16 protein-coding genes and 1 pseudogene are annotated in these 25,261 nt (G+C 36.8%); all 17 read right to left on the bottom strand.

Annotated elements, in window-relative coordinates; genetic code table 11:
• Positions 1 to 446: 446 nt before the first annotated feature.
• Positions 447 to 914, bottom strand: coding sequence for a DUF6985 domain-containing protein (locus IEV41_RS00740; RefSeq protein WP_188386556.1), 468 nt, complete (start codon positions 912 to 914; stop codon positions 447 to 449).
• A pseudogene (locus IEV41_RS00735) lies at positions 911 to 1,495 on the bottom strand (HNH endonuclease); the annotation flags it as partial. The pseudogene IEV41_RS00735 and the gene IEV41_RS00740, both read right to left, overlap by 4 nt.
• 84 nt (positions 1,496 to 1,579) lie before the next feature.
• Entirely contained in the window at positions 1,580 to 2,815 is a 1,236-nt protein-coding gene (locus tag IEV41_RS00730; RefSeq protein WP_188386555.1) for an IS110 family RNA-guided transposase, read from the bottom strand.
• Between the two features lie 266 nt (positions 2,816 to 3,081).
• Entirely contained in the window at positions 3,082 to 3,864 is a 783-nt protein-coding gene (locus tag IEV41_RS00725) for a recombinase family protein (RefSeq protein ID WP_188386554.1), read from the bottom strand.
• Positions 3,865 to 4,593: 729 nt separating this feature from the next.
• Positions 4,594 to 4,860 carry a hypothetical protein gene (locus IEV41_RS00720; protein ID WP_188386553.1) on the bottom strand — a complete coding sequence of 89 codons (267 nt, stop codon included), beginning with the start codon at positions 4,858 to 4,860 and terminating at the stop codon, positions 4,594 to 4,596.
• A 9-nt stretch (positions 4,861 to 4,869) separates the two neighbouring features.
• Positions 4,870 to 6,525, bottom strand: coding sequence for a hypothetical protein (locus IEV41_RS00715; RefSeq protein ID WP_188386552.1), 1,656 nt, complete (start codon positions 6,523 to 6,525; stop codon positions 4,870 to 4,872).
• A 580-nt stretch (positions 6,526 to 7,105) separates the two neighbouring features.
• Positions 7,106 to 7,321, bottom strand: a complete 216-nt coding sequence (locus tag IEV41_RS20290) for a helix-turn-helix transcriptional regulator (RefSeq protein WP_188386551.1) — start codon at positions 7,319 to 7,321, stop codon at positions 7,106 to 7,108.
• Positions 7,322 to 7,366: 45 nt separating this feature from the next.
• On the bottom strand, positions 7,367 to 8,584 hold the full coding sequence (locus IEV41_RS00705; RefSeq protein ID WP_188386550.1) for an MFS transporter: 1,218 nt from the start codon (positions 8,582 to 8,584) through the stop codon (positions 7,367 to 7,369).
• A 99-nt stretch (positions 8,585 to 8,683) separates the two neighbouring features.
• Positions 8,684 to 9,010: a nucleoside triphosphate pyrophosphohydrolase gene (locus tag IEV41_RS00700; protein ID WP_188386549.1), complete on the bottom strand. Its 327-nt coding sequence runs from the start codon at positions 9,008 to 9,010 to the stop codon at positions 8,684 to 8,686.
• A gap of 82 nt (positions 9,011 to 9,092) precedes the next feature.
• Positions 9,093 to 9,914, bottom strand: coding sequence for a DUF1385 domain-containing protein (locus IEV41_RS00695; RefSeq protein WP_188386548.1), 822 nt, complete (start codon positions 9,912 to 9,914; stop codon positions 9,093 to 9,095).
• Between the two features lie 161 nt (positions 9,915 to 10,075).
• On the bottom strand, positions 10,076 to 11,023 hold the full coding sequence (locus IEV41_RS00690; protein WP_188386547.1) for a helix-turn-helix transcriptional regulator: 948 nt from the start codon (positions 11,021 to 11,023) through the stop codon (positions 10,076 to 10,078).
• Positions 11,024 to 11,089: 66 nt separating this feature from the next.
• The gene (locus tag IEV41_RS00685) at positions 11,090 to 14,263 is read right to left on the bottom strand and encodes a DEAD/DEAH box helicase (protein ID WP_188386546.1); all 3,174 of its coding nucleotides are present in this window, start codon (positions 14,261 to 14,263) and stop codon (positions 11,090 to 11,092) included.
• Between the two features lie 88 nt (positions 14,264 to 14,351).
• Positions 14,352 to 16,898, bottom strand: coding sequence for a BREX-1 system phosphatase PglZ type A (pglZ, locus tag IEV41_RS00680; protein ID WP_188386545.1), 2,547 nt, complete (start codon positions 16,896 to 16,898; stop codon positions 14,352 to 14,354).
• Between the two features lie 115 nt (positions 16,899 to 17,013).
• Positions 17,014 to 20,493 carry a BREX-1 system adenine-specific DNA-methyltransferase PglX gene (gene pglX, locus IEV41_RS00675; RefSeq protein ID WP_188386544.1) on the bottom strand — a complete coding sequence of 1,160 codons (3,480 nt, stop codon included), beginning with the start codon at positions 20,491 to 20,493 and terminating at the stop codon, positions 17,014 to 17,016.
• Between the two features lie 16 nt (positions 20,494 to 20,509).
• On the bottom strand, positions 20,510 to 24,073 hold the full coding sequence (gene brxC, locus IEV41_RS00670; RefSeq protein WP_188386543.1) for a BREX system P-loop protein BrxC: 3,564 nt from the start codon (positions 24,071 to 24,073) through the stop codon (positions 20,510 to 20,512).
• A 22-nt stretch (positions 24,074 to 24,095) separates the two neighbouring features.
• A complete protein-coding gene (locus IEV41_RS00665; RefSeq protein ID WP_188386542.1) occupies positions 24,096 to 24,638 on the bottom strand; it encodes a DUF1788 domain-containing protein in 543 nt (180 codons plus the stop codon).
• A gap of 11 nt (positions 24,639 to 24,649) precedes the next feature.
• Entirely contained in the window at positions 24,650 to 25,246 is a 597-nt protein-coding gene (locus tag IEV41_RS00660; protein WP_188386541.1) for a DUF1819 family protein, read from the bottom strand.
• Between the last annotated feature and the right edge of the window lie 15 nt (positions 25,247 to 25,261).

Raw genomic sequence — 25,261 nt, 5'->3', positions numbered from 1 at the left:
AGCTTACTTCTACGTTAAAACACAAAAAACACTCGTTGCCATCGTTGACAATCAAGTGCTTTACGTTTATCTATTTTCTATGCTTTCATGGTTAGCTTTAAGTTTTGTAGCATTGTAAAAACAGTATGACACCTTTTGTGTATCATGACAAATAATACCCTTAAAACGTACGAGCTTGTGTACATTCGTTACTTTACTATACATTCCATGTCTTTGTACCCGACATACAGTAAAATGTCATCTCGCCTAAGCTCGTGTGTCTTATTTTATTCTCTCAAGAGATGGTGTTCCAACAAAGAGCCTATGATGGTTAACCATCATAGAGTCATGTCGAAAAAATTACCTTTTCTTTTACTGTACACTTCAAATAAAGTTTGTTTTATCAGTCCACATTTATATATGCTAATAAATTCTAATCCTTGTATATTATTAATGAATAGTTACACTTAAATCGCAATATCCTGGTGACCTACTTCAGTTACTATCTCATTTAACATACGAATTCCTAGCCCATTCTCTGTATCCCATGTACAATTAAGTGTAAATCTAATATCTCTACCTTCACACATATCCCCATAAGGAACAACAATACCATCTAAATCTACCATTTCTAATATTTTATCAATTGTTTCAACTAATGGATAATTTTCATTCACTTCAATATCATAACCTAATTCATGCCTTCTTTGTTTGTAATAGTCTAATATTGATTGTACAAAGCTCTGTTGTAAGTATTCCCAATTTTGCATAAATGAAGTATATGCTACATATTGTTCCTCATCAAAATTGCCATCCTCTTCCCCATCTATCATTAAAGTTATCCCCGTTTCTTTTCCCAAAAAACGAATTGTAGTATCCTTAATCCAACCATACTCATATTCAAGTTCACCGAAGACCGAATCATTTAAAATCATTTTACAAACTCCTCCTTATGTCTATTAGCAAACCCTCCTGGCTTAAACGCTCCTGCGTTTATCTCTCCTACACCACCAAGATGGCCAAATTCACCATTTATAACTGTTGGCACGAGTTGCATTGTTTTAACATCATTTAATTCATGCCACGTTAACTTATTTTCTTCCCTATACTTCTTTATATCTCTTACATTAATATTACCAGATTCCATACCAAATCGACTTGCTAATTCAGGTGAACTATTGAGTTTATCAGCTAATTTTTGATCTGATTGAACAAAATTAGCTCGTCTAGCTTTCCCTCCAAAACCACCTTTTCCACCTAGCATATAGTCAATTTCAATTTGTGCTTTTGATACTGGCGCAAAATCAGGAACTCCATTCTTATATTGAATACCTTTAATGCCAGCTTCATCTAATATACTTTGTAATTTAGGATCTGGTGGCGGTTTAAGCGTACTTAAAGATTCTCCCCTAATTCCTTCAAATTCAATTTTCGGGTTAATTGGTGCAGGTGTTTGATTAATTCTTGACTCATACGAACTAGCAAATTCAGTTTGTCTAAAGGCAGGTGGAACTTCTACATTTAATTTACTATCCTTATCCGTACCCTATGTTGTAATCTTAAACTCTTTCAACATAAAAGTACGCCACTTACAAGCCTACTAAACTACTGTACTTTCTTCTACTTTCGGTGCTTTATACTCCGTTTTATTCTTCATCATGCCATATATGATATTTACTAATCGTCGCATAATGCATACAAGTGCTTGTCCTTTTGTTTTGCCTTCTTTTAACTTACTTTGGTAGTATGCATGAAACAATGAGTTACGTTTCTTTTTGCTTTCTCGTGCCACTTGTACTTGCTGTACCGCTAAATTGTAAAATAAACCGTGTAGCACCCTGTTTCCTTGTTTGCTTTTGTGTATCTTACCTTTTCCACCAGAGCCAAAATACACTGGCGCAATACCAGCAAAGCGTGCTAATTTGTTGGCATTACTAAAACGTCTTACATCACCAATTTCTGCAACTAATGCTGATGCCGTTACGAGGTCAATACCCGGCATTGTCTCTAGCTGATAGCCTAGTAACTTCATTAGTTGCTTTAATTCGCTCTCAGTCTCCTTAACTAGCCCCTTGTTACATACAATGTCCTGTACAATATTTCGTACTAACAAGTTTCTCGCTTCTTGATGTTCTTTCGTTGTATCTCCGTCTTCTTCTACTAGACTCAATATAGTACTTGCCTTGTCCGTTGAACAAGTATTACTACTCGTTTCTCGTAAAAAATCCGTTAATTCCTCTACACTAACGCCTTCCAAACACGATGGTGACGGATACTTCTTCCAAAACGCTAACGCTGTTTTCCCATCTATTTGCGAGTAAAACTTCTTATAGCTTGGATAGTGGTGGTTTAGTTGTACATGTAATTGATTTTTCAATCCACCTTGTACTTTAACCAATGCACTTCTTCTCGTCACTAGTTGTTGTATCGTCCACAATAAGTCAGTTGGTCGTGCGTCTGGCAACTGGTCTAGTTTGCTTACAAGTATACGTGCAACACATTCAGCATCCCAACTATCACTCTTGTGTGTCGTCATTTGGCTTTTTCGTTCAGCGTATGAAAGTGCAGGATTCACTTCTTTCACTATCTGCCCATGATCCACTAAATACTTCGCTAGTGCTCTGCCATATCCACCTACATCTTCTAAACCAAACGCAAGTGTTAAACCTTCCGTGTTGTATGCATCTACCTCTAACAAAAACTTCGCAAATGCAGACGGTTTATTATTAAACTTTATCTCGCCTAGTTTCTCTTGCCAACAGTTTATCACAACTGCCGTGTGATGTTGCTTATGTAAATCTACTCCTATGTACAAGTAGTTCTGTCTATTACGCATACTTCATACCTCTATTCAATTGTCTAGTAGTAATTAAAAATGCCGGCAACCTTAGTTCGAGCGTTCACATTTCTGTGCGCATTGGTACGAAAGCCTATCCATTTTCATTACTCTAGTAGTACGTATAGTAAAATGTGCGAGTTTTTTAAGTGAGTTCGTTAAATAATTGCAAAATATTTACCTTTTGCCTTGTATGTGATCGTATGTATACACGCCACGATATGAGTACATATACTAAAATGAACCGATTTTTTTAAGTAAGTTCGTTAAATAATCGCAAAATGTTTACCTTTTGTTTGTATTTGACCATATGCGTATATGCCACGATAAAAACTTTCTCTATCTAACATGCGTTTCACTTGTACTTTTGTAAACTGCTTACCTTTCTCTGTGCAGTAACCTTCTATATTAAGTCGTTCTGCTAGTTGAGTAAGTGACCAATGCTGAAAAAAGTGCCGTAATTCAAATAGTCTACGTACAACTACTGCTTTCTCTGTATCTACTTCTAACACCTTTTGTCCCCTTACTGCCTTGTATCCAAACAGTACACCTCCACCTGCATATCCACCTTGTTCCGCCTTTTTCTTTCTACCTCTACTTAGTTTCAATGCAATTTCAAGTCGTTGGTATTGGTCTAGTAGTTCTAACATGCCATTTACCAAAAAGTCGTTTGGCTCATGTGTGTAAATACTGTAAATCGGTTGTTCAATTGCTTTTATATCTACTTCATGTTTCTTTAGTTCTCGTTGTATCAATACTTTCGCCATGTCTGAACGCCACAACCTTGATGTGTTCAATACTATAACGTGACTCACTTGGTGATATACCATATCTGACAATAGTTCTTGTAGTCCTTCACGTTCAACCGTTAATCCATCTTCATCAACTGTCGCTCCACTTAATCCTCTATCTTTGTAAATTTGCAGCAGTTGTAAATTATTCTCCATACAGTACCGTTCAATCTCTTCTACTTGATACGCTAGACTATATCCATCACGTACTTGTCCTTCTGTTGAAACTCGTACGTAACCAACTACTTTCTCTTCCATAGTAGTCCCTTCCCGTTACAGTAATTACAGTCCCTGTAACGTTTACCCGTTTTTTGCGGATAACGTGTTCGTAACGTAAATCCGTTAAAACGTACTGTACGACGACTTCAAAAAGTATTACAACCCTTAATTTTTATATTGTTTTCTCTCTAGTAGTCTCGTACACTGTATAAAGCCAATTACAGTCTATAAATTTAACACTTAGTACACTTATAAATTAGATGTATACCAACTTATTTCTGCGTTTAAACACAAAAAAGCACCCGTTGCCATTGGTGACAATCAAGTGCTTTACGTTCATGTATTTTCTACGTTTTCATGGTTGGTTCTAAATTTGTGCATTTTATTACGTCGTTAAAACCTTATGACACCTTTTGTGTCTCACGACAAATAATACCTTTAAAACGTACGAGCTTGTGTGCATTCGTTAGTTTACTATACATTCCATGTCTTTGTACCCGACATACAGTAAAATGTCATCTCGCCTAAGCTCGTGTGTCGTATTTTATCGTTTCAAGAGACAGGGGTTCAAACGAGAGCCTATGATGGTTAACCATCATGAAGTTATGTCGAAAAAATGACCTTTTCTTTTTTTGTACACTTCACATATATTTTGCTTTTCAATTATTTATACATGGTTTCAGTTAATTGCTATGAGCTTTGTTATTCTCTTTATACAAAGCCATGAGCATCTTGGCGATCTTTACAAAACATCAATAAATACTTTCATCATAATTCTTTAATCAGCTTTTCAGCCTTATGCAATTCCCCTAATATTGTATTTTGATAGTCATTGTAACTATCCATATATGCACGCACGCCACCTAAAATATTTATACCCTTAACATCCTCATTATTTTCTAATATTTCTAATGCCTTCTTATATCTTTTGTATATAAGCTGTAAAACACCACTATTTATATCTTTAGCATACTCTTCCTCAAATTTATTTATCACAACTTTTATTTGGTCAGTTAACTGCTTTTTCTTATCCATTATATTCTCCTATCTACTCGGAACCTCTCGTGTCTCTTTTATCCATTCAGAGGGCCATCCTTGCGGTAGTAATATTTGGTCTCCATCGCCTTCTAGTAATGCTCCAGTTTTTGTATACTGTTTCTCCACTCTACCTATATTTAAAATTTGTCCTTTTGGTACTTCTATAACCGCTTCATATTGCCTAGAATTTTTCCAATCAGGCACTAATGCTGTACTTATTTTTGCATTTATTCTATTTCCAGCTTGGCTAGTAGTGACAAATGCTCCACTTGCTTTTGCACCACCACCATAAGTCCTATAGAATGTGATATTTTCTTCTGTAACCACAGTTCTGTAGTTACCGTCAGTAAATGACTCACTTATCCAATCTGCTAAATCTACTTTTTCAATGACTTTTACTTTATCATCAATAGCTGTTGAATACTTACCAAATGGTTTATCCTTAACCGTACCCTTAATACTACCCTCGACCTTCTCTATCTTACTCTGAATAATCCCTTTGCTCTCTAGATGGCTTGCTTTGACTACATCTTCAACGTTTGATCCGCCTCGGCCTAAAGCTGCTCCGCCAGCTGTGACGTCTATACTTTGCGCTGCTAGGTTATTCATGTTATCAAGAGAACGGGCAAATGCGCCTTTGATGGCGTAGTTCATATCATTTAATTTATCTGTCGCTTTCAACCCTTCTAATCGGAGCTTTTGGGTCCAGTATGTGTTGCTATCTTTTAATGATTGTACCACATTTTTTCCGGTATTTGGATTAAACTTAGCTAGGTTTTGAGCGATGGATTGCTTCGTTAAGGAGATGAGATCGTCTGTCCCTCGAAAGGCTTGCCGCACTCCTTTGACACCTGGAATAACACCAAGAACACTGAATGCACCTCGCTCTATTTGTTCGCCTATACTTAACTTCCTTCCTGTTCCCCAGTCTTCACCGGTCACAACACTTTTCACTTCGATTCCTGTGAATACGGCAGTCGCTGCGATGGCTACTGGTGGACATACAACAGCTGCGACGATAATCCCAGCTGCAATCGCAAGGTCTCGCCACATTTCTAAATCTTGTTGTGCTTCTTCCATTGTCTCGTATTCAAATCCGCGCATGGATGGAATGAGTTTCCGATATTCATTGTAGTCTAACTTTGCTTCTGGGTTGTTTCGCTTCATTTCTTCATATTGTAGGTTGAGTATTTCATCGAATGCGACGGAGTCTTTGAAAATATCATCGATGGTGATGGTGTCTTTTTGTACGCTGGATGTTTCTAGCCTCCCGTATGAATGAGCGGTTGGCATTGCTTTGTATTCTGTGGAACCAATACGGTTTTCTGTGGTGTAGTTGCGGATGGAGAGGTCTCGCATCTTGCCTGCGAATTCGTCCATTTTATGATAGAATGGTTCGTCGATGTGTCTAGATACAGTTTCTCCGACACGATGACAATAGTTTACTAGTTGATCATAGTCATCAAATAGATGGTTAATCGTTATTTTCTTACTCGTATGATGAAACGAAATACTTCGATCAGAGTCTAGTCGGTCAATTTTCCGTTCGATACTGCCTAGTAGATCATCCATTTGAAGGAATGTTCGTTCTGAATCGCGTTTTAGCCTTATTATCGATTCCTTCATTTCTTGCCACGGTCCATGCTTATAACGCACATCCATGTGATTATCTTCCTCCGTTTCATTAAAAAGTTATACCTATCTGTTCCATGTGCTAAAATGAAAAAAACTCATTTCTATAATGAGCAATCAAAAAGTTTAAGTTTCATGTGAGCACTAATAATCTTTCATAATTAGTAGATTCCCCATAAAACCCCATCAACTATTACTTGAGGTAAATCATTTCGTTTTACATATTATTACATTTAAAAACTAGCATAACTAGGATATAGATGTCAATTTATACATTAATTAGTTGGAAGGACTAAAAAATATTCTCCTTCCACTGTCAGAGCTTCCCGATACTCCATTGCCTCTTCCGCTTACTTTCTTTTAGATATCTTCTATGTATTCTAATTGTGATAAAATTCTTGTTTCTAGACTTTTACCATTTTAGAGAACAATTTCTGGGATGCGGTCACGAATTAGTTTGTTGTAGGTTCACGTATGCGAACTCTTTTTTCCATAGTATAACACGACATGAAGAGTAACTTTTTTATAAGATACGTGAAAAAAAGAAGCCTTCGTTAGACTTCCTTTTCTTCGATTTCTTGCTCATTTATTTGTTTTTCGATTTGTTCCTTCATATGATACATAGCTTCGGAAACTCCATTTGAATGTTGAAATCTTCAGGTACTGTATATATCTCATTCACTAATTGAATACGTTTCATACGCGATAACTTAACTATACGCATAGCCTTCCGATTCGCACAAAGACCTGTACAATAGAAAAACTCATTGTAATGAAGAAAACCATACGGCTCAATAGTACGTGTCGACTCTTTTCCAGAACTCATTTCGTACACAATGAAAGGCTATCGCACTATGTAATAACCTCTCCTCTATTCCACATACATCGGCTCAATCTCCTTCATCACAACACTATCATCCCGATATATCACAACATACAAGCCAGCTAACAATAATACACCTACTCCAACACTTAACGCCACAGTTGACGAAAAATATTGCGATAATACCCCAGCTAAGAAAGAACCTAACATTCCACACACTCCGCCGAGCACATACGTCGCACTTCTCATTCGAGCTAGCACTTCATCTGGTGTAATCCCTTGATGCACAGACGCGTGAATAACGAACGCCATCGACAATGCCCCGTCAAAGACAAGCATCCCTACACAAACAAGCCAAAACATATCTGTTACAACCATTAAGAACACACCAAATCCCGACACGAATAAAAGCATACTAAGAAACGGAATCCAACTCGGATTGTTGAACTTTTTCAATAAGAAAATCCCAATAATGTTCCCTATGCCCGCACACGACAACACAATACCAATGAACTGTGGCGACAAGCTTAACGTCTGCTCCGCATGAATAACAATAGTTAACGATACAAACACCGTAATGAAACTTAACACGCACACACAAACTGTACAAATACTCTGATATTTATTGATGAATAAGTACGCAAATCCTTCTCTTACACGAGAAAAGAAAGACCGCTTCGTTTCCGTCCGTCTATCACTACGCTTCTCCTCATACTTCATCCCGTACATGAATACCATCGACAACAACGCAAGAACACCACATACAAACAACGTCGAAGCATCCCCTATATACACAAGCAACATACCAGCTAACATTGGACCAACGAACGTACTAATCGCATCTGCCCCTTCTAAATTCGTATGAGCATCAACTAAATTCTTACGTCCTGCCACTGCTGGAATCATTACATGAAACGCTGTATTCGTCATTAATCCTAAAATACCGAGTACGAACAGTAAAAACGCAATCGACAAACTACTTAACGCCTCTTGAAATACCCCAAACGAAAGTACGAACATACAAAGTGCCGTCAATCCTTTCGTCACAACAGCTACTCGCCACTTATTCCGCTCCTCCATCCACGTCCCCAGCGGCATCGAAAACAAAATAACACCAAGTTGCTGAGAAAGCACCACTAAGCCAGCCGCAAGTGGTGAACTCGTCATCCCTAATACAAGAAGCGGGATTACCAACTCTTTCAATCTACCACTCAATATCGCACTCAAACTAGACAACCACATCGCAACAAAACTTCGATTAATCATCGTCTATCCCCCTACTATATTCACTAGTACGTATATGACGACATTTCTCACACCACCAACACACCCTCTCATTTATTCCTCTTCAAAGAAATAGAGAAATCACTCTTCCTTCACATCAATCAAAAAGATTCGGTCTCGGAAACCACCACGCTTCGCAGCTTTCTCACGGCGGACATTCTCGACTTCTTTTAACGTAACGCCTTCATACTCGGCTAAGGCATTTACTAACTCTAGTAAGTCCGCTAATTCTTCTACTTTATGTTCCATCGTCTTAGCCTCTCGGTACTCTGTTAGTTCTTCGCTTACTTTCTTGCATAGTTCTTCTATGTATTCTGATTCGATGAGGATTCTTGTTGTTGGGTGTTTTCCATTTTGTTGGATAATTTCTGGGATTCGGTCACGGATTAGTTTGTTGTAGGTTGGCATGGTAAGGGCTCCTTTTTTCCATATTATAACACAATAGAAAAAGTAGCTCATTTTATAAAGCATATGAAATAGGAAGCCTTCATTAGACTTCCTTTGTTTCGATCTCTTGTTCATTTAGTTGCTTTTCGATCTGTTCTTCTATTTCAAGTAATCTTGTAAATGCTGCAAGTGCCACTTGGACATGTTCTTCCGTCGGTTTAGATGTAAGGAATATATACTGCAGTACACATCCAACATAAAGTAATGGCCTTAGTAATATATCAATAAATTTAATATCTGTTCCAAACATTTCATAAGCAATAGACCAAGCAAGTATTAAGATAAACAGTGTATGTAATTCATTTATCCAAGGTAATATGTGTAACAAAAGAACATTCACACTATAATAGATATAAAAGATTGAACCACACTCTTTATGTACACGCGACTGTTTCATGGCATTTTCTATTGTTACAGACAGTCCTTTGTCGTAACAATTAGCTATCATATGCTCCGCCGCATGATATTTTCCTATATTTAAAAATTTCATTTGAGCTATTATCACTATCAGTGTCGCTATTCTAATGTATACATTCGTTTCGTCCGTGAGCACAGGTTCTTCACCATTTCTCGCTTCTACAAGCAATACGATCGGAAGTGAGATGGCTAATGCTATCACAAAGAACTTCCAAAATTGCGAGAAAAACTGAAAAAAGTTTATAAAACCTCTTATAAATGGAATATAACGTAACCTCTCCATAAAGCTAATTTTATCTTCTATATAATACTCATACTCTTCTAAATCTGCATCGTCTTCAACAATAATTTCCCCATCTATCCTTTTTGCAGTGACCGTAACATCACTCGAATGAAAAGATACTCCGTGCAAATGAGCTCTCCCACCATAATTTATCGCTTCTGCCATATCTTCACCGTTCCCCTCTATCTCTTCATATGACTAGCATAACAACTATTACGGCACTATAAGCGTCACATTATATTTTTTCTATTAAAAACAGCCGTCAATTGTTGTAATGCAATCAATTGACGGCTTCTTATACATCATTATAAATGACTACTTTGACATCAAAACGTATCATACAACTCCAGCAATCTACGTCCTTCTTCCATTATTTCATCTCGAAGTGCAATTGGCTCCATAACTTTCACAGAGGCCCCCATGCCAAGAATCCACTTCTTTGCCGATTCTTTTCCACTCATCGTTGCTCGGTAGCGAATACTTTTGTCTGGAAGATATTCAATCGTCTGATTCTCACCCCAAATCGACTCGGGTACAGATAAAGAAAACGGTGGATAAATGATTAACTCTATGTCCAGCTGCTCTTTCATAATACCTAGCTTCGGAAACTCCGTTTGAATGTTGAAATCTTCAGGCACTGTATACATTTCATTCATTAATTGAATACGTTTCATACGCGATAACTTAAATGTACGCATCGCCTTCCGATTCGTACAAAGACCTGTACAATAGAAAAACTCATTATAATGAACGAAACCATATGGCTCAATAGTACGTGTTGACTCTCTCCCTGAACTCGTCTCGTACACAATCTCTACTTTCTTCTTTAACGAAAATGCCTCCTGTAACTGAGCGTACTTACGATTCTCATCTGATACATCATAATTCGGTCTCGAACGTTGGACGAAATACACATAACGATCTTTGTCCATTTCAACTTTTTGCACGGCATTTAATTTATCTAACGCTGCTTGTGCATCTCCTGCATGCAACACATTACCTTTTGAAACTAACTTCTCAACTGCAAATACAAGTGCTCGCATCTCTTCCGATGACATATTTCGAATTGGGAAGAAAGATTTGTTGACAATAGAATAACCACCACTTCTCCCTTTCTCACCCTCAACGAAAATACCCGCCTTCTCCAAGTCATCACGGTAAATACGAATCATTCGCTCTTTCACTTCTAACTCTTCTGCTAACTCGCTAATCTTCATTTTGCCTCTCGCATGAAGGAGTTCGATCATGCGGAGGATGTTGCTTAGTTTGCTCATGTGGTGCCTCCGATGTAGATGAATTTGAAAAAGAGAACGTATTCGTCCTCTTTTTCAAATAGTTATTTACACTAATTTATACTCTTTTAGTACTTGCTTATCTTCTATGATATATGCATACACATCGAATGGCAATTCTTCTAGATCAGCCCTATGTTTAGTAGCTAATGCGATATTTTCATGAGAATACAGCAAGATACAACGAGGATTCCCATCACTCTCTTCACTAATAAAATCTACTAATGATAAGTTAGGATACATCTTTACATTTCTCCGACCTTTTATCTCTTCATATGTTCGGAGCATATCCATATAATCACTAGCAAGAAGACGCGTTTCACATGCTCCATTTGGTAGAAGAGTTATACTTACAACTTGCTGAGGCGGCATAATATTAATACTTCTCTCGCGTTCTACCTCTTGAAGGCGCCTTTGACGACGATCTTCAATATCTACTAGCTGTGACTTCATCTGATTAATGAGGATTGAATTTCGATTATCTATATTCTCATTGCGATATGTGTCTAGCTTATTCATTGTCGTTTCATATTGAGAGTCAAATGCCCTTCTCAAAAATTGAATTTTCTTCGTTAACTGTGACTCATTCATTAATGCAAATGTTTCTCGCTTCTTTATACTACTAGTCATTGCGTGCATAAAGGTACTTTCATTTGCCTGACCTTTTTGTTGTACCGTATCAAATGAAGAACCATATAACCAATAAGAATCTAACTCCACCACTTCGCCGTTTTCACGCTTTGCAAAATAAACAAGGTCTTTCTCTAACTCTCTTCCAGTTCCATCTGTTAGTCCAACCTCGTATCCATCCACTTCTAAACGCTCTTGTATAGGGAATAAAACCTCATATGTAGGAACTGTTAATCCTGCTGTTTCCTCCTTCATAAGGTGCAATGATAACGTAAACAAAGGATGATCATTTAACATTAACGCTGCTGTATCATCTACTCGTTGTTCCTTACTTGTGAAACGATACGAGTCTTCCTTGTTTTTCAATGTAATACGATTCGACCTAGCGAATTCTCGAATAGACTTTGGAATACGTTCAATCCGATACATCTCATCATGTTGTGATGTATGGACTCTCACTCGATGATCACTCAATGTTCCTGCCACAAACTCTGCATATACACGTGCAGGGACCTTTTGAAGCGTCATTTCATATTGTTCTCTCTGCATACCAGGTAAATCAATACTATCCATGGCGAGACGTTCTTCTTGCGCTATTCGAAGTAACTCTTGGTACTCCTCGGATAGCGTCTGATCCATATCTCTCTTTATATCTTCCAATCGCTCACGATGAAGAACAGCATGTTGCATAAGCGTTGGTAAATCCGTCATTCGATCTTCTAAGCGGTCACCTATAAAGTCATATACAAGATCATGGCCTAAGTCATCTTTCATTTTCCCCATCTTAGCTAAAAGTGTATACAGTACATCTCCTTCACGTGTATTCCCAGCAACTAAGTTAAATACAAACACTTCGTTTTGCTGGCCAATACGGTGAATACGTCCCATGCGTTGCTCTAGCTTATTTGGATTCCACGGAATATCGTAGTTCACCATTTGATTACAAAATTGCAAGTTGATTGATTCACCACCTGCATCTGTCGCAAGCATGATTGGATATTCGTTTCGGAACAGCTCTACTTGTCTTCTTCTCTCATCCATCGAATACTTTCCTACAATTTTTGCAAGTTGTAATCCATGTGCTGCTAGACGTTCTTCCAAATAATTCAATGTATCTGTAGATTCCGTAAAAATAAGGATCTTTTCTCCTTTTTGTAATAATCCATCTGAACCAAACAACGTATTTTCTAACTCTATATATTTTCGTTCAACATAGTTTTGTCGAATATAACTAGAAAAACTAATTAGCTGTTCTAGCTCCATAATTTCCACTTCTAGTTCGTGTGGATCAATAGCATCTATACTATGCTCACTATTTTCCTCATACAGCTCTTGTTCTTCTAACGTAGATTCTTCATAGTCATCTATATCCTCAAATTCACTCGGCTGTTTCAACTTCATTTCTTCCAACAATGCTACAAGCCTTTCATGACGGCGAACTAATGACAAGTACACTGCTTCGATAGAAGAACTCAAACGACGCTGCAACAGCATCATCGCAAAAGCAGTACTATTATTCCCTCGATTCTTCGCTCGGTTAAAATGAACTTTCACATATTCTGTGACAGCCTCATATAGCTCTAATTCTTTCGATGACAAATCATACTTAATTGTTTGCGTCGTACGCTTTGGGAATAACGGTGTACCATCAAAATGTTTCAAGCCCTCTTTTAAACGACGAATAATAAATGGGTTTGCCTTATCACGCAGTGTTTCTTTTATTCCAATCGAAGAAAAAATATCAGGGTCAATCAACTTCATTAAGTGACGGAAATTTTCTACATCTCCTTTATGAGGTGTTGCCGTTAATAGTAGTGCATGTTCACTATGACGAAGAATCGCTTCTCCTAGCTGATATATTTTCGTTCGTTTTGTCTTCTTCTGTTTACTTCCTGTTGTATAAGCAGCCATCTTATGTGCTTCGTCGACAATTACTAAATCAAAATCAGCCTCCATAATAAGACTCTTAATCTCATCTCGTGCCGCCCAGTAAAGAGAGGTTAGAATACAGTTTTGTTCAATGAATGGATTTCTGCCACTATATTCTTTCAACGTATGGCGCGTAACAATCGTAAATTCCTCTCCAAATTTCTCATATAATTCTTGCTGCCATTGCTTTAATACGAGAGGCGGAACGAGAATTAAAATTCGATCTGCACTTCTCCTCGCTTTTAATTCGCGAATAAGCATACCTGCCATAATTGTTTTCCCTGCTCCTGGATCATCCGCAAGTAAAAAACGTACAGTTGGTACTTGCAACATCCTACCGTATACTGCTTCAATTTGGTGCGGCAAAGGAAGTACATTTTTATTTCCAAGTGCACGCGACTTGGAAAACTTCCGATCAATTAACAATTCCTTATACAACATGTATCGCTGTAGTTGATTTGGCGATAAATATCTCTTTTGAGAAGCATTTAATCTTTCGATCGACTGCAATTGCTCCGGTAGTACAATAACTTGATAATACTGATTACTGTCTTTCCCAAATGCCTCCACACGGTACATACTACCTTGAATATCTTCACACTTTTTTATTTCAACTATTTCTGGCCATAACGGCCCTTTCACAACGTCGCCAACTTGTAACATCTAACTCCTCCTAGCGATCATACTTCTTTCATTATAGCAAAAGGAAAAGGCTCTCCAATACAAAAACAACTGGACAGCCTATCTCCTATTAAATACTATATAACTTCAATTCAAACTCTTCTTCTTTATACATTTCTGTCGTACGGCCTGACACATCTTCTAAACGTAGAATACATACATCACCCGTTTTATAACGATCTTCAAGAAGATGGAACACAGCATCCGTTTGACGCTCTGCTACCTCCCCTTGTGAATCAAATGTAATTGTTAATTCATTTGAAATACGCTCATTATTACGATAAAATGCCGCTCGTAATGTTCTTGCATATACTTCCTTCGACACTTTCTCCTCTTGGAAGAACGGCACCGTAAATTGATAACTCGTAATTGCCTTTTGAATAGAAGCTACACGAACATGTACAAGCTCTTTTTCTGTTTTCCTTGCTTTCCCTTTTGCTTGACGATATTCAATAAGAGGAACGATACATTCCTGTGGCATCGCACCGCCATGAACAAATCGCATGCCACCACCTGCAGTAAAACGATTCAAACCTTTCGCGATAACAGCTTCATATTCTAATCCTACATAGTTAAGAGACACGTTAACCGTCCCATCTGGTACCATTAAATTCTTTCCTATCGCAAAACGACGATTACTATCGAATATGTTTCCTTGCATACTATCTACCTTTTGATACTTCTCTACTTGTGAAGACTGATATAAGAAACCATGATCACTCGTAATGAAGATTCGCCCAGCCTCATACGTTCCAGTTAACTTACGAACTGCATTCTTCACATGCTCTATCGTACTTGCTACCGCTTCGTATGTATAATTCTCTGTCTTGCTAGAATCACCAATCGCATCAATATTATCATGATATAAGTACACAACACGTTTCCCTTTAACGAAACTTAATCCATCTTCTTTACTTAATCCAATAAACTCATCCATTTTCAGTGTCACAGCATCCGGCTCGGCAAACTGTAAAACCTTATTACGATTTTTTAACCCTTTCGTAGAAAGCTCATTAACATATACCGTACCATCTTCTGCAATATCAGTGACCTTACCTGGTAACAAAGATGCCATCCCTAATTGCGTATAAGTCGGAAGTGAAGCTTGCATTGGCCTTAAAGTCACTTCTGTATTCAAACGTTGACTAAAACTGTTTGTCAGTTCTTGTCCTATTTCATAACGAAGCGCATCTGAAATAATGACAAAAATACGCTCTCTTGATCCCTCTACTAAAGGACGAATCATATAACGATAGAAATTCTTCTGCTGCATTACATCAGAAATAGCCCAATTTCCCTTTAACTTCGTCTCTACTATTTCATCCGTGTAACGACTTAACTCGACTAAATAGTGATTTTCGTACCAAAATGTTAATCTTTCCATTAACTCACGATACGTATCTAATGACGGTTCGCTTATAAAATACAAGTAGAAATGGCGATATGCCTGATCGATGTTATAGTACTTATCTGTATAAGCTGTAATCCATGTTTTTTCATCTTTCGGTGCACCATCACGCTCAAACACTTCTCTCCACTCATATACACGCAACGCCTTCTCTATTAATTCGTACTCTTTATGAAAACGCGTCTTATACCAGTAACTCTTACTGCGTTCTGATAAAATACTCTTCCATTCCGCAACAACAACCGTCTCCTTCAACAGAAGTTCATGCAAGACATGTAAAATCGTACGCTCTATTACCGCAAACGTATCACAACGAAGGAATGCTTCATATGTATGCTGATCGATTACTTGCGCCACATTCCATTTTTGCCCCAGCATATCTAATATTTTCTCTAACGAACCTCGATCCTCAGACTTTAGCCAATCCTCTACAAATACCTTACACGTATTTGGAACTGTAGACTTATGTGTATGCGTAAGTATTTTCTCATCTACATACGCAACATAATGTTGGAAAATAATTGTCTCAATAATGTTAGCTAAGCGATGCTCCTCTTTCGGAGAAATGCCGAAATATTCTTCAACAAATGTATAAAATACACCTCTATCTAAATACTTATCAACTTGACTAAGAACTTCATTCGCATCAGAAAGATTTCCACTTACTACAACGCTTTTTAGTATATCTTGTGGCGTGATGCTTTTCGCATGACATAATACAGCCAACATCGTTTGTTGCACTTGCTCCATCGTTGCCTTGTTCGGCAATAACTTTTGAAACTTCGTAACACGTTGCTTATTCTCAAAGAACTTTGTATGTTCTTCTAAGAAAGAACGAATCGCCAGATGATCTAAACGCAACTCCTTCATACGAATTGCAATCTCATCCGCTTGGAACTCCCCATAATCACCACTATACAACAACATATCTAATAAAAAGTTCTCACGATCTGCTGGCTTCGCAAACGGCGCATAAATTAAATAAGAATGATCCGTATCTTCCTTCTCTAATAAAACCTTCGTACGGAAAGCATTGTCTTTATCTAAATAATGGATAGAAATATCCTCTTGCTTCAATACCTCTTCTATTTCAAGTATATTACGATCATTACTCTGTGCATCATACCAAAACACTAAAGAACGAGTCGCTCCATTATTCTCTTCTTGCTGCTTAGAAAACAGCCGACGTAACTCCTCTATAATATTCATCTATTATCAAACCTCACTAAACTTATTATCCACTCTTAGAATATAAGAGAAGCAGATGATTGTAAACAACATGTAGTAAAAATGGATAGAGTATACACCCTATCCATTCTAACAATTATTTAATCTTTGCAAGCACATCTTCTAACTTCTTGTAGTTTACAACTACCCCGTCATCTAAATCAAGGGCAATACGCTGATTCGCAAGCTCTGCTAAATTTTTATCGAAGTCGATTAGCTCTTCTTGCTGTGCTTTAATTGCTGTTAACTGTTTTTCATAACGTTTTTTCATCGTAGTTGTTAACTCTGGATTTGTAAGATCTTGCTCAAGACGCTTTTTCTCTTGGCTTAATTTCTCTTGTAAGTTCTGTACATACGAGAAACGCATTGTCGCTAATGTTTCTGGCGTATAGCGGTGTAAGTAGAATAATGCACGGAAACCTTTCTTCTTACCGGAATCAGCCATCCAATAAATCGGACGCTTTTGATAAATCTTACAATGATCTGCATAAAACTCATCAAAGAAATAACGACGTAAACGCTCAACAGGTGTTTCATTATTCTTCATTGTTAATGATTCTGCTAACCAACGAAGGTTCTCTGCAAGTGTATCTTGTCCAAACATAAGCACTAACAGATCTTGCAAGCGACTTACAACATCATCTTCAAAATACTCCGTATCCGTTAATGGAATAATTCCATCATGATCAGGCTGGAACGTCTTATATTTACTCTCATCCCACTCGCCACCAGCATAAGCTAAGCCTTCTACATCTAACGAATAACGCCCCATCATTAGACCGATGCAGTAAGATAAGAATGATTTCGCATCACGAACTCGATCAGCACGACGAATTGTTACTTCTTTATCAGGTACTTCTGGTGTTAGTTCATCTTGTAAGCCATATAATTCAATGAAGATTTTGTTTAGTTTTTCTTCGTTTTGTTGGAGTTGGCGGAATTTACTTTCGGCATATTCCTCCCACATTTTATAACAATTCTCTAATAAACTTTCTTTACTATATTCCAGAAACGGATGCCCTTTAAACTCCCAAGACACTTCATAAGAATCCCATTCATTTTTAGAAATCGATTTATTTTGTTTACTCAAGTTAATATGATTAATATCCTCCGAAAGATATATCGGAATATCATTAAGCACACCACTTGTATAATGCAAACCTGTTAGAACAAAATCAGTTAAATATTGAAACGGTCTACTATTAACACATGCTAGTAAGCTATACTTATTTTTCAATTCATATAAAAACATACTTGGTCCTGTTGAATCAAATATAAAACCCTCTGGAACATACCTACCACTAAATAAGTTAGTAGACAAATCAGACCATGTAATACACTCTTTAAAGAAATAATCTGGGTTTCGTATACCAGATTTATCAAATTTAAATAATTCTTCTCCATCATTATACCAGTTAATCACATATTCAAAATTTCCATACCAACGCCTAAACCCTCCTCCTTTATTATATGGAAACCAATGTTTAGTAGATTTTTTTGCTTCATCTCTATTCTTAAAATTAAAACCTATACTTCTAATATCTGTTTCGTACCATAAACGTAAAAACTTATCATTATCACCAGTAAAAGAACCTTTTTTTGCAGAAGCATACTCGGATAATTTTTCCTTATTCAGAAATAATGAATATATTTGATCAGTTGCCCAATAAGATATAGGAGATCCTGAAATAATACTAAATTTATCTTGTTTTACTAAATATTCATTATTTTTATTTAAAAAAGCCTCCTCTTTTAATTCAGTATGATTATAATCAATTAAACGATAATATTTACCATATTGACTTTTTATATCATTTTTTCTTAATATAAATGCTGTACTTTGAACAACTTCTCCACCAATTTCTTCAAAGGTCCTAGGTCCTAAATGTAACATAGATTGAAGAAACATCGTTGATAATAATTTACTACGAATCCCCTTATAACTACCTAAAAACATCCATGATTGCTGATTTATCTCACAATGATAACCAAGATACTTAGTGAAAATATTTCCTCTTTCCATAAAAACAGAAAACAGGTCTGCTTTCGAATCACTAAAATTTCTTTTTACATATTCAGATAATTTAGCATCCATCCCTTTAAAACCCATATATGGTGGATTTGTAATAACCACATCATATTCACCAGCAAGTATTTTAGCTTGAATAATAAATTTACTAATTTGTTCTAACTGCTCATAAACCTCAAAATTCTCCAAATCACGCTCTCCGGTTTCCTGTAGTTCCCGAATTCTATTAAGATACTTATCAAATTCCACTTTCTCAGGTTGAAGAATTGAACCCAGACTTTTCGCATCAATAAAAGTAGTAAGTAGCTCTTTTGCCCCTTTTTTCTCATCCTCAGTTTCGCCAATTAAATCTGCTGCTTGTTCAATTAAGATTCCATTCGATTCTTGAATAGAAATTACATTCAACTTCGGAACATTACGGAAAATACGTTTTGTCTTCTCACGTGCTTTCATCATTAATGCAAATGAAGCTAATTGTGCTGCACGATCGTCAATATCTATTCCGTACAAATTCTTCTCTAAAATCAATGCTGGAATTTCCTTTGTTGGATATCCACGTTCTTCATAAATCTTGTATAATACGTCAAACGCATATACTAAAATATGCCCTGAACCACATGCCGGGTCCATAATAGTAATTTCCTCTGGAGACAGATTCGGATTACGCAACTCTTCTAATTTCGCCTGTACTTCTGCTTCTTGTTCTGCTGGCTCTACATAGTATTTCATGTCTGTTTTTAATTCTGATTCTGGATGAGATTCTAACCACATATGGCCAAGAGAGTTCTCTACCATATAACGTACAATCCAATGCGGTGTAAATAACTGAGTAGCAGCTGGAATGTTTTCTTTTGTGATTTTCTTGTTTTTCTTTAATCCTGCGAACACTTCATCTTTCTTCTCAGAAATATAGTATTGATATAACCAACCAATTACTTCTACATGTTCAAAGTTCTCATCTTCTACTTCTTTTCCTAACTTATTAATCAACGAATCAGCATGCAATAAAGACTCTGGTAATAGAAGCTCTGTATAATCCGATACTTTTTCAAATAAAAATGGCATGATCTCATTTAATTCGTTACACTGTGCTACTAATAGCTTACGGAATGCTTCTTCACGCTTTCCTTGCGCTAGTAGAGTAGACACTTCTTCTGTGTTCACTGGCAAGTCTGCATATTGATATTCTGTTAAAATATCCGGGTCTACTTTCCCTTTTGTCTCACTAGAAAGGACACGTATCTTTGATGGCAGGTAATTATGTACTTCCATATAACGAATGGCAATTAGACGGTTAAACCATGTGTATGCTACTTCTTCAATTACATTGTCATAACCTTTTATTTCGATTTCTTTTACTAGCTTTTGAATGCTGTTGCTATATGTAGCTGGATACTTCTTTCCGTTAATTTCTACATAGTCCGTCCCTGTTACAAGCACAGGAGAGCCTTTGGAAGTGATTCCAAAGGCTTGTGCTCGTAATGCGATTTGTTCGCGAAGTTCGTTGCGGGCATAGACTGCAAATTCTTTTAATACTTTTTTGTTCATCGCATTTCGTCTCCTTTTATTTCTTAATCATTACTGTTTTTCGTTGGTTTAACTCTTTACTTATTTCTACTTCAAGCTTGCTTAACCATTGTTTTAGGTCTTGGCTATTTTTGATTTCGAACTGACCAGTTGGTAATGAAGCTGAAATTAACTGTGAAGCATTCATTTCCACTATTTCAACTTCAACCTCGATTCCGCCATCTTCACCAGCTATATACTCCTCATACAACTCTTGAACCTTATCTTCTAAGCGACGATAATCAGTAGTTGCCATTTGCGTATACGTGTACACACGAGAAATACTTTCGATGTCTTGCATCTGTTCGATACGTTGCTGTAGGTCAGCTAATTTCCCTTGTACTACAGCTTTAATAGAATCGATATTTTCATAACGTGATTGTAAATTTTCCATATCACGGCGAATAGCTTCCATTTGTTCTAATTGTGTACCAATTTCTCGTTTGACAAATGCAGAAAGACCTTTCTTCAACTCATCATTCAAGATTGGTAAGTTCGGAATTTGTTTATATGGATTATCGCTTGTTAAAATGGATATGATATTATTTTTTACTTTTTGTACTTCTATATCGTTCTGTGCGACCTCTAAATCATCACGACGATCCTTCAATACACGAACGCTTTCATCAAAATGGCGAAGCGCATTACCTCGGTAGAATGAATCTAAATGCTGTACATCTTCTAACCATTCTTCTAAATCTTCATCTAATTCAATGAATTCTTCCACAAAACTTTCTTGCTTCGTAATAGATGTTAAGTCAGTGACACTATTCTTCATTTTAGAAAGCGCAATACCTCCTGGATACGGATATTGCTGATCTTCACGTTGTTTCGTACGTTGCATATCTTCAATTGGCTCAATGAAGTGTTTCTTCAGTTGTTCACGAATGCTTTTCGCTACTTCATCGTACGTTTCACCAATATCATAGAAATTGAATAGCTCACGCATTACTTCAACAACGTCTTTACGTACACGAGATGGAATACCGATTTGCGCTTCTAGCACTACTTTTTCTCTTTCAGACGCTTTTGTAATGCGTGCAACAAATTGGGCATGCGTTGCGTCGAAGCTTTCACTTGCATATGTCAATTTCAGCTTTTTGTTATACAACATTGCACCAACGATACCTGCAACATCATGGTCGCTCCATCCGTATGGTACGTCTTTAAATTTATCAACCAATACTTTCACTGTGACAATTTGTCTACCACGACTCTCTTCTAAGAAGCGAACGACTGTATCGTATGCTAAGTGATTAGCAAATGTACCATCTAGTCTTGCTGGTAAACCTTTCGTCGCCCATTCATAGATTACTTCATTTGCATTTTTCACCGGTACTGGTTCATCAATATACGATAAGTAACTATACGTATTTCGCACAAGAATCTCAAATGCACTTTGTAGTTGAGCCTCCAACGTCCCTTTAAATCCATAATCTTGCCCTTGAATGAAGTACATCGCATTCGTTGCTGCTTCAGCTAATGCTTCTTTCGCCTTCATTTCAAAGTCACTAATTTGTTGGCGCTTTTCTTCTAATATTCTCTTTTGCTTTTCTGTTAAGCTTGTAGAGAACTTTTTATTCGCAAAGGCTTCAATCTTCTTTGCATATTGCATCGGTTCATAAAATTTCTCCATGTAGTTATCTGGAATATACATAATCATGTTTCCAGAGTTTGCTGCTGCACGTGCTCCCGATTCCGCGTCATCGCCGATATATACATGAAGTGTTAGTGCATTTGTTTTTCCACCACGATTATATGTATCAAATGCTTTGTTGAATTCGAAGTCATGTGTTTTCTGATAGCGGTACGATTTCATTTGTACAATTTCTTCATAGAACATTTTGCCTAATGCATCTATTACGTTCGCTTCATTAACACTTTCATTTTGAATTTCACGATTAATTTCTTGCTCATCATCACTTAAGAATACAAATGTTCTATCTGCATTTTCAGCAATAAGTAGCTTTCGTCGTAAATTAATTAATGATTGCGTTACTTGCCTCTTTAAGTCGTTCTTAATACAATCAACACTATCGACAAGTAATGTCGTAATGTTGTCTACAGTAGCCTTTACTTCATCGATCCCTTTAATCATAAAGAGTACTTTCAATACTTCGATATCGAACTCTTCAATCCCCTCACGTTTTGCTGCATCTGTAATAGTCGATGAAACAGATGTACTTAAGAAACGCTTTACTGTTTCATAAAATTGCGAGAATCTTGCTAATTGATTCGTATCTTCCTCTTTCAATTGAATCGCAACTTCTTGGAACGCATTTAGTAGTGAACGTTCCCCTTGCGATAAGTGGGCTCCTGCTTCACCTTGGCGACGAACTTTATTGAATACACGTTGTAATAACTCTACTTGATACGGAACAAATGGATAAATAGATGCATATTCTTCTGCATTCTTGAAACCATTTTGTAAAACACTTTTTTCTTTTTCAAACGTTAATGTGTTATTTAAGCTTTGTCCAATTTGATCAAAGTCAATTTGTAAGCGATCTGCTGTTGCTGCTGTTTTCTCTAACAGACGACGTTTAATAACTTCATCTGTATTTGAGCTCGTAAGATGAATTTTCGTCGCAAAGCGCCCTTGGATTTTCGAGAACTCTTCTGTTCCTTTAATTTTTGTAACAGCATCAATTTGTTCTTGGGATGTAACGATAACCCATACTTTTCCAAGACATTGTTTCCCTAAATTTTCCGTTAATGTTTGAAGATTTAACATTAAGTCTGTGTTATCACCAATGTATTGTCCAATTTCATCAACTAAAAACGCAAGACGATAATTTTCACCTTGTTTATGTACATGTTCTGCCACTAATTTCGCAAAGTCATCTAGACTCATTTCAAAATTCTTATTTGCAGCGGCTAATACAGACTCTGCTGTATCTTGTGTGTAATCTAATTGTACTAGCGCTTCAACGAATGATTTTTTCTTAAATAGTAAACGTGCACGACTATCGATCCACTTCGTACCATCAATCTCTTCAAAGCGTTCCACGAACTGGCTATATACACCTTCCTCTACAAGTTGTCTTTCAAGGTTCGCAATCCATGGTGTAGAAGAATAACCTAAGTGTTCATTAAACACTTTTAAGAAAACATCTACAATCGTCGCTTTCTCTTTCTTGCCACCGGCAGATTTAGAATCTACATTAAATAAGATTGCTTCGCTGTTGTAACTTGCAGATTGTTGCATATGATCTAACAATTCTTGATCAGCCGTTTTATCTAAGAAAAAGTCCACTGCACGTTTGCCGTACACTGTTTCATTGTTTAGCAGATACGATAGAATTTTTAAGAAATGTGATTTACCGGATCCGAAGAAACCAGAAATCCAAGCGCCCATCTTTGTTGTCTCATTATCAAAGCTGTATGAGTAGTTCTTAAAGAAATAAGCCATATTCTCACTAATTTCTTTCGTCATTACGTATTCTTCTAATTCATCTTGAATAACTTTTTCATCGCGTTGTTCCGCCTGAACAACACCATTAATTTCACGATCTATGTCTTTTTTAAATAATTCTTTAATTGTAAAAGAATCTTGTAACATCCTTCTCTCGCTCCCTTAGCCTCTATATCGAAAATGCACGGTAATACCCATTTGATTCAAAAAGATTAAACAACTTCAATCCTTGACCTGTATATTCTCCTGGATAAAAAATAATAACTGGTGTATTTGTTACTCTAGCATGTAATTGATTTAACAACTCATGTGTACTAACAAGTTTGAATACACTTCCTATTCCTGTAACGAACACAATTTGTGCATCTTCCGACTCTTCTCCAATTCGCTCTACTAATTGTTCTTCTTCCAATGTCGGTAGGATCGCCTCAAATAATTCTTCCGTTCCTTGTTCTTCCTCGAATTGTTTTAACCCTTCTACTCCACCGATGTCCTCGAATAAATCAATAATCATATCAAATAAGTTTAATACTTTTACATTCACATGCATCTTATCTGCATGATACTTTACCGAGTTTCGGACCATTAGTTCATAGTGAGGATTATAATCAAAGATGAAATAAGGAACTTCATTACCAAGCCCTCGCATTTGAATAAACTCGTCTTTTTTCACTTCTTCAAAGAAATGTTCTAGCTTTTTTTCGATTTCCACTTATACCACCATCAGTCATTTAATGTAAGAGTAAGTAAATCGCTATATTGAGGGTTTCTTTCGACATACTCTCTCAGCTCTTTACTTAACGGAATGGACTTCATTTCATATTCATTTCCATTCTTCACGAGTAATTCCCCGTCTACTAAAATTTTCAATGTCACTTGCTTTAGTTTTGCTTTCGTTTGTGCCGTCCACTTTCTAACTTCTTCATATTGTTGTTCCTTCTCTTCAAAGAACGTATGTACATTGCCATCTGTTATTGTCTGCTTGAAACGATTCTTATTATAATGAATCACTTCCAATACGAAATCACGTGGAAACTTAAAGTGCTTTAGAAATACGTATAACAAGATAGCATTATTATCCGAACGAGAACCATTTACTAACATTGTTCGTAATACATCATCTAGCTTTTCAGAACGTCTGTACACACGAGGGAAAATATCTTTCATTGCCGCTTCACTGCGACAATGAAAGATATTCTCTTCGAATACTTTCTCTTTAATAGCTTGCTTCGACATCCCTTGAAGCTGTAGACTTGCTACTATCTTTAATTCATTTCTATACAAGTGTTCCGCTGTAAATCCTCCGGAATATACTTTCATTTATTATCACAATCC

The organism is Priestia taiwanensis (assembly GCF_014638355.1).
In the GTDB taxonomy this organism is placed as follows: Bacteria; Bacillota; Bacilli; order Bacillales; family Bacillaceae_G; genus Priestia_D; species Priestia_D taiwanensis.
This window is presented reverse-complemented; position numbering and strand designations above follow the sequence as displayed.

Excerpts from the sequence above, each read along its gene's own strand:
- IEV41_RS00700 (WP_188386549.1), bottom strand. The coding sequence starts at position 9,010 with ATGCCAACCTACAACAAACTAATCCGTGACCGAATCCCAGAAATTATC.
- IEV41_RS00720 (WP_188386553.1), bottom strand. The coding sequence starts at position 4,860 with ATGGATAAGAAAAAGCAGTTAACTGACCAAATAAAAGTTGTGATAAAT.
- IEV41_RS00725 (WP_188386554.1), bottom strand. The coding sequence starts at position 3,864 with ATGGAAGAGAAAGTAGTTGGTTACGTACGAGTTTCAACAGAAGGACAA.
- IEV41_RS00730 (WP_188386555.1), bottom strand. The coding sequence starts at position 2,815 with ATGCGTAATAGACAGAACTACTTGTACATAGGAGTAGATTTACATAAG.
- IEV41_RS00740 (WP_188386556.1), bottom strand. The coding sequence starts at position 914 with ATGATTTTAAATGATTCGGTCTTCGGTGAACTTGAATATGAGTATGGT.
- brxC (WP_188386543.1), bottom strand. The coding sequence starts at position 24,073 with ATGTTACAAGATTCTTTTACAATTAAAGAATTATTTAAAAAAGACATA.
- IEV41_RS00685 (WP_188386546.1), bottom strand. The coding sequence starts at position 14,263 with ATGTTACAAGTTGGCGACGTTGTGAAAGGGCCGTTATGGCCAGAAATA.
- IEV41_RS00690 (WP_188386547.1), bottom strand. The coding sequence starts at position 11,023 with ATGAGCAAACTAAGCAACATCCTCCGCATGATCGAACTCCTTCATGCG.
- IEV41_RS00715 (WP_188386552.1), bottom strand. The coding sequence starts at position 6,525 with ATGGATGTGCGTTATAAGCATGGACCGTGGCAAGAAATGAAGGAATCG.
- pglZ (WP_188386545.1), bottom strand. The coding sequence starts at position 16,898 with ATGAATATTATAGAGGAGTTACGTCGGCTGTTTTCTAAGCAGCAAGAA.
- IEV41_RS00695 (WP_188386548.1), bottom strand. The coding sequence starts at position 9,914 with ATGGCAGAAGCGATAAATTATGGTGGGAGAGCTCATTTGCACGGAGTA.
- IEV41_RS20290 (WP_188386551.1), bottom strand. The coding sequence starts at position 7,321 with ATGAGTTCTGGAAAAGAGTCGACACGTACTATTGAGCCGTATGGTTTT.
- IEV41_RS00660 (WP_188386541.1), bottom strand. The coding sequence starts at position 25,246 with ATGAAAGTATATTCCGGAGGATTTACAGCGGAACACTTGTATAGAAAT.
- pglX (WP_188386544.1), bottom strand. The coding sequence starts at position 20,493 with ATGAACAAAAAAGTATTAAAAGAATTTGCAGTCTATGCCCGCAACGAA.
- IEV41_RS00705 (WP_188386550.1), bottom strand. The coding sequence starts at position 8,584 with ATGATTAATCGAAGTTTTGTTGCGATGTGGTTGTCTAGTTTGAGTGCG.